We start from the raw sequence: 14,678 nt of genomic DNA, 5'->3' as shown, positions 1-14,678 counted from the left end.
ATCAAGCTTATATAACCCCAAGTAAATCTTCAATATTTTTTGATGTTAAATTTACTACCTTTCTATAAAACTCTATTTGTTCTTCCCCATTTTTATATTCTCTAACTATTTCATTGTCCAATTTACCGTCTTTCACTAAAACCACTCTATCACAATAGCTTCCTATAAGTTGGTCATGGGTTACTAAAATTACTGTAATTCCATCTTCTATATTAAGCCTTTTAAGAGTTTCTATTACTTCCATTGCCATTTTTACATCTAAAGAATCTGTTGGCTCATCTGCAATTATTATATTAGGCTTATTGCTAAGTGCTCTTGCTATTGCAACTCTTCTTCTTTGTCCTCCTGAACACTCACTTGGATATTTGTCTAAAAGCTCTTCTATACCAAGCTTTTTTGCAAGTTCTTCAACTATTCTGTTACTCTCATCTCTACCTCTTTCAGCAATTATTAAAGGAGTTAAAATATTATCTCTATTTGTTAAAGTATCTAAAAGATTATGATTCTGAAAAATAAATCCTATATTTTTCATTCTAAAATCACTTAATTCTTTATTATTTATTTTACTTATATCTTGTCCATTTATAAATAAATTACCTTTAGTATGATTATCTAAAGTTGATAATATGTTTATAAGTGTACTTTTACCAGAGCCTGACGGTCCCATTATTCCTATAAATTCCCCTCTTTTAATATCTAAATTTATACCTTTTAATGCTTCAAATTTACTATCATATTCTCCATAAAATTTATATATATTTTTTGCACTTATTATATTCTCCATTTATATCCCCCTTAAACTTATACCTATCAATTTTTCTTTTAATTCTTTTTATAATATATCTCTAAATTATCACTGATTTTATTTTTACATACAAATGAACAGATTACTCCAATAACATTTGAAGGAATCAAAATACTCAATATTAAACTAGCTCCAAATTTAAAACTTAATAATCCTGATATTGTGAATATATAGATAGTTGAAGCTAAAATCATTAAAGGTATTATATTAGTTAATGTAAAAGTTAAAATTATCTCTTTTGTTACACAACTTAATATACTTTCATTTGAAAATCCAAGTAGCCTTATTTGCTTTGCTCTAAATTCTATTTCTCTTGCTTCAACTATAAATTTATATCCCACAGAAAGTGAGATAACTATACTTGACCCCATTATACAAATAAGTATAATTTCCTTCATACCTGTAAAATCTAATACTCCAAGCATAGTGTATGCCGCGCTTAACATTGTTAACATCAATAGTAGTATATATACATAAGATTCTTTTATAGTTTTAACTGAATTGCTTATATATAATATTCTCGTACCTTTATACATAAACTTTCTCTTTTTTAAGCTTCTATAAATTCCGTCTAATCCATATTTTATAAATCCGTGCAGTACAAGCATACTTATTATACTTAATACCAAACTTATTTTTCCTGCATCTTTGTAATCTGGGAAAGTCAGCATGTAAAATAGAGGGAGAACATATAAAATTATATAGATTATATTAGGTATTTTTATTACTCTTTTATCATCAAGAGTTTTTGCCCCATCTATATTTATAAGACCCATAACATCTTTTCTATATATATATCCAAAGTTTATCATTACTATAGTTGAAAACTGGATAATAATGAATAATAATACATTTAAAAAGCCTTCTAAGTTAAATGTAAATAGACTTCCTTCATTTTGAACTATTTTATATATAATAAAATTATTTATAGGAGAAATGAGTATTCCTATTAACACACCTAATATAGTAGCTATTGAAAAACTTTTTAAACTAGTATAAACCAAAAATTTAAAAGCTTCTCTATATCCTCCTCCACTGTACATTATGCATGCAATATTTTTGCTTTTTTCTCTTATATATTTAAAAGTACATAATATAACAACAGCCGTTGCAACAGCTAAAATAAAAAATAAATTTGTCTTCATTAATCCTTCAACAGGATATTCAAATTCAACTAAATTCTGAGATTGATCCCAATAACTAATTTGCTTAAATTCTCTTACATTTGGATATATATTTTCATTATAGTAAATACTTATAATTCCATACATAAATATTATTGTGGCAGTCATCATTAATATAAATGACTTATTCTTTTTTATTTCACTCTCATATATTTTCTTAGAAAATAATTTTATCCCCATTCCATTCTCTTCCCCCTTTAATTTCCAAATTTCTTTTAAATTAATATATTCACCTTTTTATTTTTAAAACCTCCATAAATTTTAATTTTATAATATTCTTCTAATATGAAATGATTATGAAATTATAATTTTTTCACACTTAAAATAAAAAATAAACTACTTCAATCTTTGAAGTAGTTTATTTCTCTTTTATCTTCTTTTAAACCTTTTTCTATAAGGTATATCATCAGAATCATTTTTATTTTCTTTTTTATATTTATTTAAGTATAGGAATATTGAAACTCCAACTAAAACTATTATTAAAACTAAAAGTCCCATTAATCCTTTAGTTAATAAATTACTTTGCTTAAACATATCAAAGCTAGGAGCATTATTTTCTGGTTTTATCATTTGGAAGTTTTGTAGATTTCCATATTGATCTACAATCGCAGAATCTCCTGTTAAATCTAATATTTTCTTTGAATCACTTAAATATAAAGTTGCATCTTGTAAATTTTTCTCTTTAGGAGATGTAATTACAAGCATTCCCCTTTGACTATTAAATGGTGATTTACACATTTGGAAAGTTGTTATATTTTCATTAAATGGTGTTGTTAAATATTGCTTTGCATTAGACTCAAATCCACTATAATTTGAATTATATTTAAACCATAAATCATTATTTATTTCCTTTATAAAAGGATTGTTATTTGGTGTTCCATATACTATTAAGTTACTATCATTTACTAAATTTCCAACTGAACTTCCACTTTCTACAGTAATATTTCCTGTATTGTATTTTGTCCCTGTTCCCATTAGAGCAAACATATTTCCTAATTTAGTTAAATCAGTTGAATTCATATTATCTGGTGTTACAACTAATACATTATTGAAAGCATAATTTTCTACATATGGATTAGGATACCTTTGGAAATTGTAATCTTTAGATTGAACTGATGGTAAATAAATATATGAATCTGGAGTTACATATGCCCAAGGAGTTTTTTCCTGTCTTTTTTCACACCAAGTATTTGGCATTGCCAAATCAAATGCTATTTCTATATTCAAATATGCTGAATTAGGAATATCTCTTGGAATTGTAAGTTCAAGTGTATCTCCATTTGCTTTATCATAACTTAACTTTTTACTTCCAACTGGTACATTATTTATATAAACAGTAACTAAAGCTTTATTAAAATCTAGATTTTGTGAATATCTCATATTTAAATGAATTTTTCCACCAGATGCTAAAACTTTATTTTTAGGCATTTTATATCCTAAATTAACTGATCTAGTAAAAGGCCCTTGAAGATAAATACCATCTGATCCTAGATCTTGCATAGTTAAAGTATCTTTATCACCTTGAATTTCTTGAAGTTCTTTTACATTATCATTAACAACATATCTAGGTGAATCTAATTGCATAACTAATGAATCATTCATCATAAGTCTTACAGCTTTAGAAAGCATATCTTGATTATCTGATAAAATCATTAATGCTTTTATATTCTGATTATTGGTATATGGTGAATTTACTTGTTGTATTAAAGCTTCTTTATTAAAATCAATTCCATTTACGCTACCAACTGATTTTTTAAGTTCTGCTGGTAAATCATTATAGCTACCTATATAAATTATATTATTATCTTTATTTATATCATTTTCTTTTACAATAGTTCCATTATAATCTCCTGTTGTAAATAATCTACTTAAATAAGATTGCATCATTAAAGCATTTGAAATATCATAATCTTTATAATTATTTGGAACTACTATTTGAGTATTAACTTGTGGATTATTATTTTCTTTTAAATAAGGATATGGAAAATTTCCAATGTTATCATTAGCTAGTTTATTATTAAAACTTACAGTTATACCTGTACCTTTATTTATGGTAGCCCAGTTAGCTGGGTTTACATCATCTACACAAGGTAAGTCTGATATTCTCATATATGCTTCTATCTTTAATGTATTATTTCCACTTTTTAAAAGTCTCGTAGGAACATTAATTTTAAGTGTTTGAACCTCATCATTTCCTTTATAAAAAATCTCTTGTGATCTAAAAGGAATATTATTTATATAAAAAACAAAAAATGTTTGAGCATTCTGAGTACTTATTTGACTTCTAGTATAATTAACCTGAAGTTCTGCTCCATTTACATCCCACCACTTACTAACATTAAAATATATCTCATGTGATGAAAAATCTCCTCTAAATACTATATCCGAATTTAAAGAAAAAGTTTTTTGATTATCATTATTTGGTGCTGCACTTGCTATCACGCTACTACTTATTAAAACAAATACTGCGCATATTCCTAAAGTTAAAAATATATGCATAAGTCGTTTTTTCATATATAATCCCTCCTTCTTTAAAACCTTTCAGTCTTATACCATTTCGCCTCTCTTTTCAATATCGTATCTTTCATATAATTATAAAATCCTAAAGTTGCTACTACAGCCCATAACTTACAGTAAACAAAATACATAATAAATGTTATTCCAGCATTCTGTATATTAAGCTCTCCTTTTTCTGTTGATATAGCAACTTGAATAGACATTATAAAAACTAATATTGCCATAACCCAAAATAATGTGCTATATCCTGTTATATCTAAATGTATAACTCCAAGCAATCCTAATAAAAATAAAGAGTCTGATAGAATACTCGCTGATAAGAATAAAAAATATGTCATTGAATAATAAAGTATATCAAATCTAGTTACACCTGCATTTCTTTTAAATAGATATTTAAAATTTTTAACTACAACATAGGTATTTCCTTTAGCCCATCTAGTTCTTTGCCTAATCCAAACATTTAATGTTTGAGGTTCTTGCTCCCATGTTATTGCTTTAGGCATAAATTTAATTTTATAACCCATTCTATACATTCTAAAACTTATTTCTGTATCTTCTGTAACTGCCTTAGTATCCCAACCTCCCATACTTTCTATTATAGAACGTCTTATAACAAAGTTAGTTCCTGGTATAGTACATAAGTTAAATAATTGCCATCTTCCAGCTTGCGCCATCCATTGAAAAGTAAGTGTTTCTATGTTAATAAATTTAGTTAGTAAATTTACATTCTTATTTCTACATCTAAACTTTCCAATAACAGCACCTAATTTATCATCTTCTAATATTGTTTGAACTAAATATTTTAATGCATTTTTTTCTGGAGTATTATCTGCATCATAAATAGCAAGTAACTCTCCTTTACTTTTTTCAAATCCTATATTTAACGAATTTGATTTTCCTTTACCACCATTTACACTATCTGTATTTATTACTATAAGATTTCTATCTTTATTATTATCTTGTATCCTTTTTAATATTTCAGCTGAATTATCACTAGAATTATCATTTATTACTATTATTTCATATCTATCTTTAGGATAAGATAAATTTAATAGTGATTTAACAGTCTTCTCAATAACTACAGCTTCATTATGAGCTGGAACCATAACAGAAACAAAAGGATAATACTCTAACTCTTCTTTTAATTCAACTTTTTGAACTTTCTCATAATAAATATATCCTGCTACAACAAGAACCACATTTATAAAAATTATTACCCATATTACTATTAATGAATATATAGCTAAATAATCTGCCATAAGTACCCCCTTTTCTATTTAAAGTACTTCCTTTTATCAATCCTTCTGCTTAAGATTGTTATTATTATAAATAAAACACATGCAATAAACGCAAGAAGCATAACTTTATTACTTATTTTTGATATATCTATTTGTTTATTATCAATACTTACTTGGTTTGAGGTATTTCCTTTTTCTAAATCTTTATTAGATATATAAGTATTTTGTTGTACATCTTTATTATTTGAATATAATCCTCTATTACTACAAGTTACATCTACTCCATTTATATTTATATTAGAATCTAATATCGTTGGAGAGTTAAAAAATATTCTATTATTAATTAAATTCTGAACATCTTCTTTAAATTCATTTAAAGAAGTAGAGTTTTCTATAGTTATAGCTATATTTCCTAAATTAGAATTTATATTTTTATAATCTATTTCTTTATATTGAATTTGGTTTATTACATTTTTAAATGTTGCATTTTCAAATCCAAAATTAATCATTCCTACATTTGAGTTTTCTATAAATATAGTATTAGATTTTTCAACATATTCTTTCATATCATTTCTATACAATAAATATCTTGGCATAGAAATAGCTATTGGATAGACTAAATAATTTATATAATTTTTATATCCTTCTTCCATAGGATTGAAAATTTCCTCTGATGTTGCATTCTCATTTTCAATATATGGGCAACTCAAAACTATATATCCTCCAGAAGCTTGTGCATATCTTAAAACTTCCGTGAATCGTTTCATAGCATCAAAATTTGGATTTTCAAACACTGGGATTGTATTCAATATAAAAGGAATGCCTTGTTCATTTAAGTATTTTATTTTAGCTACAAGGTCATTTAAATTTATAAAAGGATTTACATTATTTATCATTAAAAATTTATTTGATTGAACATTTTTGCCTAAAGTATAATCAATTAAATCCTGTCTAAATTTAAAACTATTATTTTTCAAATAATTTATTGATAATGAGTTAGAATACTTTATCTCTCCATTATTTATGTTAGATATATATATAAGTTTATTAGATACTTTATTTATTTTATCTATAAAATTTTGATTAAAATTTTCTGTATTACAATTTAAAAATACTATTTTAGAATAATTATCTAAATTTTTATCATCTATATTATTCATATTTTCTAATGATACTTGAACATTATTAAGCATTAAGTCATTATTGATTTCATTTAAAATGTTATCATTTTGACCATAAATATTATAAGAATCATATATAACTAAAACTTTATTTATAGTATCTCCAAATGCTTTATAACTTGGTAAAAGTATTGCTACCATAATCATTAACAAAAAGCTTATACTTATTTTTTTAAACATCGTAATCTAATTCACTTTCTGCTAATCTTAAAAATTCTATGGAATTATTTATTTCTTCTTTCCATTCACAAACTCCAACTTGGATTTCTACTTTAACTCCACCAAGTACTTTGCTTTCTTCAATTACTATTTCATTAATTCTTTGTTTCATTCTATTTTTTACTATATTTGATCCATTTTCATCTGTTATTAAAATATATGCAAAAGTATCATCACTCAAAATATATTTTCTATCTTCATCTCGTAACATATCTGATGTTTTTGTTCCTATTAACTTTATTAGCTTACCGTATTCTTCATCACCTATTATTTTTCTGATATTTTTACTATATTTTATTCTTGTAACCATTAAAGTTAAAGGAATGGTTCTATGTCTTTTTACCATACTTATATAAATAGGCATTTCATTCATGAAAGCTTTCATATTTCTTATACCTACCTCAGAATCAATCATTACAAGTTTTTGATTTTTATCCTTTAATTCTGAAATTTCATATTGTAATTCAACAATATTCTTTGATAACTGTGATGATACAAGGGCTGCTAATACTATCATTATAAGCCAATAATATGTTTCTACATTAGCTAAAGTTCCTGACATAAAAAATTGATAAATTTTCACACTTATATAAGCAAAATCTACCACTAATGTTAATACCAATGATACTGTAACTCCTAAATAATAACTGACTATACAAACTATCATAAGTATTAAAAACATTATATAGTTTTCATAACTAGACTTAAATTCAAACATACTAAATGTAAGACCTAATGCAAAAAAGAAAACAGTCATTAGCGTTATTATTAAGTCAATTTTTTTTCTAATGTCCAATTTCTCCATCTTTTAACCACCTTCTTTCAATTTTTAATATTAAGTTCTTTATACAAACTAAAAATAAGAAATCAAATGTCATATTATACATAAATTCATGTTTTGCTAAGTCGGCGTCCCCAGCTCCAATTAAAGATGCTGCAATCTGACTTATTCCTATAAGAAAAATATAGTAATAAACTTCTTCAGTAAATCTTGTATCATCATCTCCATCTTTATATGCTCTATAATATCTTTTTATAGAAAAATAAAAGAAAATCCCTATATAAGCTAATGACGCTACTAAATTATTAGGAAGAAATTTATATTTAAAGTAACTCCAACCTGACCAAAAATAACTTCTAGATACTGGTGGCTTACCTGAATCTTTTGTATAATTTCCAAGTTCATGTGGTCTAATTTGATAAGCATTATTAAATCCTAACTTTAACATCTTTATCATATCTTTTGGATGAAAAATATAATATTTTATTATTGCTCCTACTCCAAGTTTGTCATAATAATTTTTTATTAAATCTTTATTTTTTAGATTAACTTGAGTAACCGAATTAAAGTATATAGTATTCTCAAGCAATGAATACTGCTCATTTATACCAATGCTTTTAAGTGCATTATCTGGATTATTATTTTCTAATAATATACCCCTATTTAATGCATGATATTTATTTATATATTGGAAATCACCTTTTATTGCGCTATATAAATATACACTCGAAGCTGCTAATAAAACTATTAATGATATAGAAACTACTTTTACTTCTAAATTTCTTTTATAATACATAAATCTAAAAAGTAAAATTGCAACTAATATCCCAACTGGAGCTAATTGTTGTTTTGCTCCAAAGAATATAAAAGTAGTAAAAGAGAATAAAAGAATCATATACCAATTAAATTTTTTAAATCTTATCATATAGAGTAGTATTCCTATACTTAACAGAAAAAAAGGAATGTTAACTCCTTCTCCAAATAAAGAATTTAAATATGCTATATAGCCTGTATCCATAAATACAAACAAATACATAAATGTTATTACTGCTTTACCTATTCCAGTCCGTAAATAACTACAAAATACTTTAATAATTAAATAAGTCGCTATTAATTGAAATACTAACAATAATCCACCTAAGAATCTTAAATCAAAAACTTTATCATTACCAGTTATTAATCTATCTAAAAGCATTGCTGGTTTTATTAATAAAGATTGAGTAGACACCAATAATTTTTTTTGTTCATTATAAAAATTATTTACCCCATAATAGGGCTGAAAATATTTAAAATACTCAGGCTCATGATTAGGTTCTTCTCTCAAATAATATAAATTATTTGATACCATGATTCTGAAATAGTCTCCGTTATTAGCCATTCCAACTATAGGCTTTATAAATAAAGTATTTATACCTATTAGTGCTGCTAATATAACAGCTATTATTGGAAAGTTTAGGTTTTCTAGCTTTTTATTTATAAGATTCAAATCTAACCCACCTCCTCCCGTATTTAATAAAAATATTAAATAATTATCAATATTATTATTTATTTTCATTCTATGTGTATTTTATTAATTGTATTTTTAAATTTTGTTAAAATACCTCATATTTATTATAAATATGAGGTGCTTTTTTTCAATATTATATAACTTACTATGAAATAATATTTATCTTTTATTCAAAATGTCATCTACGACTTCATAAATATAGTCAACATTATTTTGGGCATGCTTTTTAACTTCATCTTCTGCTCTATTAAATGTATAACTATTTTTAGTTAATTCGAACATAGATATATCATTAAAAGAATCACCAATTGCATATAAATCTTCTATTTCTTTATTCTCTATTTTAAGTAATTGTTCTAATCCTTTTCCTTTTGAACATCCAGAGGCAATTATATCAACAAAAAATTCATTTCTACAGCTTTCTTTTTCATCTAATATTTCATCTAATATTTTTTTAGCTTCTATTGCTCTAAAGACTTCTCTATCTGTCGCAAATACACTTGCCATTATAAAATCTTGCTCTAATTTAAAAGCATCCTGAGCAGATATTTTTGTATAATTTATGCTATCAAAAAATTTTATCTCATTTTTCTTAGCATTATCATTTTTTATTATATAAAAATTTTCTCCATCATCCATATACATCATAATATTTTCTTTGTCTTCAAAAGCTTTTATAATTTTTTTAATTTTTTCATTCTTTATTGAATCTCTATATATTATTTTTTTATCTCTATCAATTATTAAAGCCCCATTACATAAAACCATATAATCATAAGGCACATTATATTTTTGAAAAATATTATCCATTCCTTTTAATGTTCTTCCTGTAGAAATCACAAATTTATGCCCTTCTTTTTTTAGTTCATCTATAGCTTGTATATCTTTAGGATTTATTTCATCATTTACAACTAATGTTCCATCCATATCACTCGCTAGTATCTTCATATCTTAATCCCCCTTATTTATAAAAATAGAGCTATATAAAGCCTAGAAATACTTATCCAGCCTTCATATAGCTCTCAATTTAATACATTATAAAATTATTTTGTATATTTATGATGTAATAATTCATGAGCTTTACCATGTCCTGGTTTACCCATATATGAATCATACATTTTTAATAATGCAGCATTTTTGTGTGATTTTCTCTTAGTTAGAACTTTATCTTGATTATATAAAACTGATGCTCTTACTGCTCTAATATCTATTCTTTCTCTATCTAAGTTATTTACATGTGGTTGACCTCCACCATTTACACATCCTCCTGGACATGCCATAACTTCTATAAAGTGATATTGTTTTTCATCCATTTTTCCGCTCTTAACAAATTCAAACATATTTTTAGCTCCATTAATTACGGCTATATTATATTCTTTTCCTGATAAAGTTACAGTAGCTTCTTTTATTCCATCTAATCCTCTAACTTGAGTATATTCAACTTCTTCTAAATCAATATTTTCTGATAAATCTTTAGCTGTTCTAAGAGCTGCTTCCATAACTCCACCTGTTGCTCCGAAGATAGTTCCTGCTCCAGTATATTCTCCCATAGCTGGATCTGCTTCTTCATCTTCTAAGTTAGCAAAATCTATTTTAGCATCTTTTATTAATTTAGCTAATTCTCTTGTTGTTAAAACTGCATCTATATTTCTTAAATCATCATTTTGCATTTCTTCTCTATCAGCTTCAAACTTTTTAGCTGTACAAGGCATTATTGTTACAGTAAATACACTTTTTGGATCTATACCTTCAGTTAAAGGATAATATGACTTACTTGCAGCACCAAACTCTTGTTGAGGTGATTTTGCTGATGATAAATTATCTAAAAATTCTGGGAAGTAATTTTCAACTTCTCTTATCCATCCTGGACAACATGAAGTAAACATTGGGAATGGGCCATTATTTTTGATTCTTTCAAGTAACTCTGTTCCCTCTTCCATTATAGTCATATCTGCTCCAAAGTTAATATCAAATATTTTGTTGAATCCTAATCTTCTTAAAGCTGCATATAATTTTCCTGTTACATCTTGTCCGTAACCCATTTTGAATAGTTCTCCCATAGCTGTTCTTATAGCTGGAGCTATTGCAACTATTAAATGCTTGTCTTCATCTGCTAAAGCATTTTTAACTCTATCTAAGTGTGATTGTTCTTGTAAAGCTCCTACTGGACAAGCAGCAACACATTGTCCACATAATAAACATTTTGCTTCATCAAAACTTTTATTATCTGGAGGACATACCATTCTAACTCCATCTACATTTCTTATTTGAATTATTTCAGTTCCTGCCTTTTGCTTACAAGCTGCTTGACATCTTCCACATAATACACATTTATTTCTGTCAATTATTATTGATTTACTTCTTCTATCAACGTTTGCTTCTCTATCTTCTGGTAAGAAAGGGGCTGCTGCTCTTCCTTTAGTCTTTATAACTAATTTTAAAAGCTCACAGTTTTCTCTTCTAGGGCATGGACCACATTTAAATTCATGCTTATTTAAAATAGTTGATATTCTCATCTTAACTCTTTCTTGAACTTTTTCAGTATTAGTTTTTACTACCATACCATCTTCAACTTTTGTTAAACAAGCTAAAGCTAAATTTGGTTTCCCTTCTACTTCTACAGCACATACTCCACATTTACCTACATTACTACAATCTTTTAAGTAACAAAGAGTTGCTATATCATCTATACCATTTTGTCTTGCTGCATCTAATATTGTAGTTCCCTCTTCAACTTGGATTTCTCTGTCATTGATAAATAATTTTTTCATCCTTTAAACTTACCTCCATGAATACAATTCAGTTCCTCGTTATCCAAACTTTGTTATTTTTTTAACTAGTTTTAACGAAATACGATTATAAATATTTAAATTAATGAGCATTTTTTTATAAAACTTTATCCATGTTTTCGCATGAAATTTTTGAACATAATTTAATTTTACAATATTATAGATGTAATATCAAATTCATATTAAATATTATAATTAACATTAAATATTTTAATTCATATTAAACATTACAATTAACATTATATTCCTAACTTGCATATTATATTACTTTACTATATGATTTAAATATAGTTTTATTGGGTATATGAAGGAGTTACTATGTTATTAGTATATAATAGAAAAACAAAGCGATATGAAGAAGAAAATATAGCTGGAAAAAAATACTTAGTTTGGTGTTATGAATCACCAAAAGGTAAGAAGTTAACGGAACTTATTTTTAAGAAAAAACTTTGCTCAAAAGTCTATGGGGCTTTTTGTGACACTAAATTTAGTAGAAAAAAAATTAAGCACTTTATAAGAGATTTTGATATAGATATGAACGTTTGCAAAAAAAAGCCTAAAGAATTTTCAAATTTTAATGATTTTTTCACTAGAAAACTTAAACCAAATGCTAGACCTTTTTCTAAAGATGAAAAAGATTTAATATCACCTGCTGACGGAAGAGCTTTGGCTTATGAAAACATAGAATTAGATAACTTAGTTCAAATAAAAGGTTTTACTTATAGTCTTAGAGAGCTTATTAATAATGACGAAGTTGCAAAAAAGTTTGAGAATGGAACTTGTATTATTTTTAGATTATCTCCAATTGATTATCATAGATATCATTTTATCGATTCTGGAGTTACTGCCAAATCTACATTTATTCCAGGAAGATATTATTCAGTAAATCCAATAGCATTAAAAAATATTCCTAAATTATTCTGTGAAAATAAAAGAGAATGGTCTTTATTTGAATCAGATAATTTTAAAGATATTTTATATGTTGAAGTTGGCGCAACTTGTGTTGGGACAATAGTACAAACATATGAACCTGGCTCAAGAGTTTCTAAAGGAGACGAAAAAGGATTTTTTAAATTTGGAGGTTCAACAGTAGTTTTATTCTTTGAAAAAGATACTGTTAAAATAGATTCTGATATATTAGAACAAACTAATCTTGGATACGAAACTAGAGTATCAATGGGCGAAACTATAGGAAGAAAAGTTGATTAAAAAAGCGTGTTTTATAACACGCTTTTTTTCTAATTATTTATTGCTTTTTCTAAGTCTTCCTTAAATTTATTTAAATCTTTATCTAATATAATAATATTTATTCCCATCTCTTTAGCTCTATCCATTATACTTTCTTTAATTGGTGGCTTTGTAGCTACTAATATTTTTTTTGATTTATCTCCACCAATTCTTTCACTATAAACTTTTAATTCATTTAAAGCTATTTCATTATATTTTTCACTATCTTTGCAAGATATAACTACTATATTAGAATCTTTTATTGCAACAACATCTAGCTCATTTTTTAAATTTTCATCATTTTTATTCCAAGTAAAAACAACTCCACTTTTAACTTGGTCAACTACATCTATACTTTTAACAACATATTCAGTTAATACTTCTAACCAAGTTCCTATCTTAAAAATAAAACCTTTTAAATATTTATCTTTAAAAGAAACAATTGTTTTGTCAAACTCTCTTTTTACCTCAATTAACTTTTTATTAACTGCCCACTTAAGAACTTTTTCTAGAAGTTCTATCTCATCTTTTTCTAGTAATTTTTGATTTATAACTACTTTTTTTGTATCTCCATAAAAATGAGAAAATATATTTATATCATATAATCTCTTTTTGTACTTATTCCATAATTCTATATTCTCATAAATAATTTTTGCTATATCTAAAATATATCTTTCTTTTATTAAATCTGAAGAATCTTCTAATATTTCATTTCCACTAGCTTTAATCATATCTTCAATGTTTAAATCTAATAAATGCTCATTTACTTTTTCATTATTTTTGCCAAAAATATATTTCTTTTTGCCTAAAATATCTATATAAATACTTTCTATTTTATTGTTAATAGAAAAATTTAAAAGATTTAAAGATTGTATTCTTTCCCCACCAGTTAAGTTTAAAAGTATATTATTGTACTTTTCTTTTAGTTTATTAAGTAAAGAAAAATCATCTATTTTAGATTTTATAAATTCTACTTCTGAATTATTCTCATTAGAAACTCTAATAATATTCTCTTTCAATATATCTTTACAATTGTCATTTACCAAGACTATAACTTTATTAAATTTATATTTTTTAATTAATATAACAATGCTATCATTATGTTCATCAATAGGTGTAACTAATAAGTCATACATATTTTTTACTCCTTAAAGCTTAATTTATATTAATTTACCCATATAATCTTATTTTTATAAATAGAATAAAGCTATTCTGCTTTTAAGCAAAATA

11 protein-coding genes are annotated in these 14,678 nt (G+C 25.4%); 1 reads left to right on the top strand and 10 read right to left on the bottom strand.

Annotated features, from left to right (window positions below):
* Positions 1–7: 7 nt before the first annotated feature.
* The 9 genes from CLTHE_RS11025 to CLTHE_RS10985 form a co-directional block, all read right to left on the bottom strand.
* Positions 8–784: an ABC transporter ATP-binding protein gene (locus CLTHE_RS11025; protein ID WP_080023481.1), complete on the bottom strand. Its 777-nt coding sequence runs from the start codon at positions 782–784 to the stop codon at positions 8–10.
* 38 nt (positions 785–822) lie between these two features.
* Complete coding sequence (locus CLTHE_RS11020; RefSeq protein ID WP_080023480.1) at positions 823–2,169, bottom strand: hypothetical protein; 1,347 nt, start codon at positions 2,167–2,169, stop codon at positions 823–825.
* Between the two features lie 189 nt (positions 2,170–2,358).
* Positions 2,359–4,503, bottom strand: a complete 2,145-nt coding sequence (locus CLTHE_RS11015; protein WP_080023479.1) for a cellulose biosynthesis cyclic di-GMP-binding regulatory protein BcsB — start codon at positions 4,501–4,503, stop codon at positions 2,359–2,361.
* A gap of 17 nt (positions 4,504–4,520) precedes the next feature.
* Positions 4,521–5,765: a glycosyltransferase family 2 protein gene (locus CLTHE_RS11010; protein ID WP_080023478.1), complete on the bottom strand. Its 1,245-nt coding sequence runs from the start codon at positions 5,763–5,765 to the stop codon at positions 4,521–4,523.
* Between the two features lie 14 nt (positions 5,766–5,779).
* Positions 5,780–7,105 (bottom strand): DUF2334 domain-containing protein, encoded by a 1,326-nt coding sequence (locus CLTHE_RS11005; RefSeq protein WP_080023477.1) that lies wholly within the window; start codon positions 7,103–7,105, stop codon positions 5,780–5,782.
* Positions 7,098–7,949 carry a diguanylate cyclase domain-containing protein gene (locus tag CLTHE_RS11000; RefSeq protein WP_080023476.1) on the bottom strand — a complete coding sequence of 284 codons (852 nt, stop codon included), beginning with the start codon at positions 7,947–7,949 and terminating at the stop codon, positions 7,098–7,100. Before CLTHE_RS11000 ends, CLTHE_RS11005 begins: the two co-directional genes overlap by 8 nt.
* Positions 7,930–9,411, bottom strand: coding sequence for a glycan biosynthesis hexose transferase WsfD (gene wsfD, locus CLTHE_RS10995; protein WP_080023475.1), 1,482 nt, complete (start codon positions 9,409–9,411; stop codon positions 7,930–7,932). The genes CLTHE_RS11000 and wsfD overlap by 20 nt, the downstream gene beginning before the upstream one ends.
* 180 nt (positions 9,412–9,591) lie before the next feature.
* Positions 9,592–10,380, bottom strand: coding sequence for a Cof-type HAD-IIB family hydrolase (locus tag CLTHE_RS10990; RefSeq protein ID WP_080023474.1), 789 nt, complete (start codon positions 10,378–10,380; stop codon positions 9,592–9,594).
* A 95-nt stretch (positions 10,381–10,475) separates the two neighbouring features.
* A complete protein-coding gene (locus CLTHE_RS10985) occupies positions 10,476–12,203 on the bottom strand; it encodes a ferredoxin hydrogenase (RefSeq protein ID WP_080023472.1) in 1,728 nt (575 codons plus the stop codon).
* Positions 12,204–12,539: 336 nt separating this feature from the next.
* Between CLTHE_RS10985 and CLTHE_RS10980 the strand changes: the two genes are divergently transcribed.
* Positions 12,540–13,430, top strand: coding sequence for a phosphatidylserine decarboxylase (locus CLTHE_RS10980; RefSeq protein ID WP_080023471.1), 891 nt, complete (start codon positions 12,540–12,542; stop codon positions 13,428–13,430).
* 29 nt (positions 13,431–13,459) lie between these two features.
* Here CLTHE_RS10980 and CLTHE_RS10975 read toward each other — a convergent pair whose 3' ends face one another.
* On the bottom strand, positions 13,460–14,584 hold the full coding sequence (locus tag CLTHE_RS10975; RefSeq protein ID WP_080023470.1) for a Card1-like endonuclease domain-containing protein: 1,125 nt from the start codon (positions 14,582–14,584) through the stop codon (positions 13,460–13,462).
* Between the last annotated feature and the right edge of the window lie 94 nt (positions 14,585–14,678).

Origin of the sequence: Clostridium thermobutyricum DSM 4928, assembly GCF_002050515.1 — a bacterium.
Classification (GTDB): Bacteria; Bacillota; Clostridia; order Clostridiales; family Clostridiaceae; genus Clostridium; species Clostridium thermobutyricum.
Note: the sequence above shows the minus strand (reverse complement) of the source record. Positions and strands in the feature narration are given on the sequence as shown.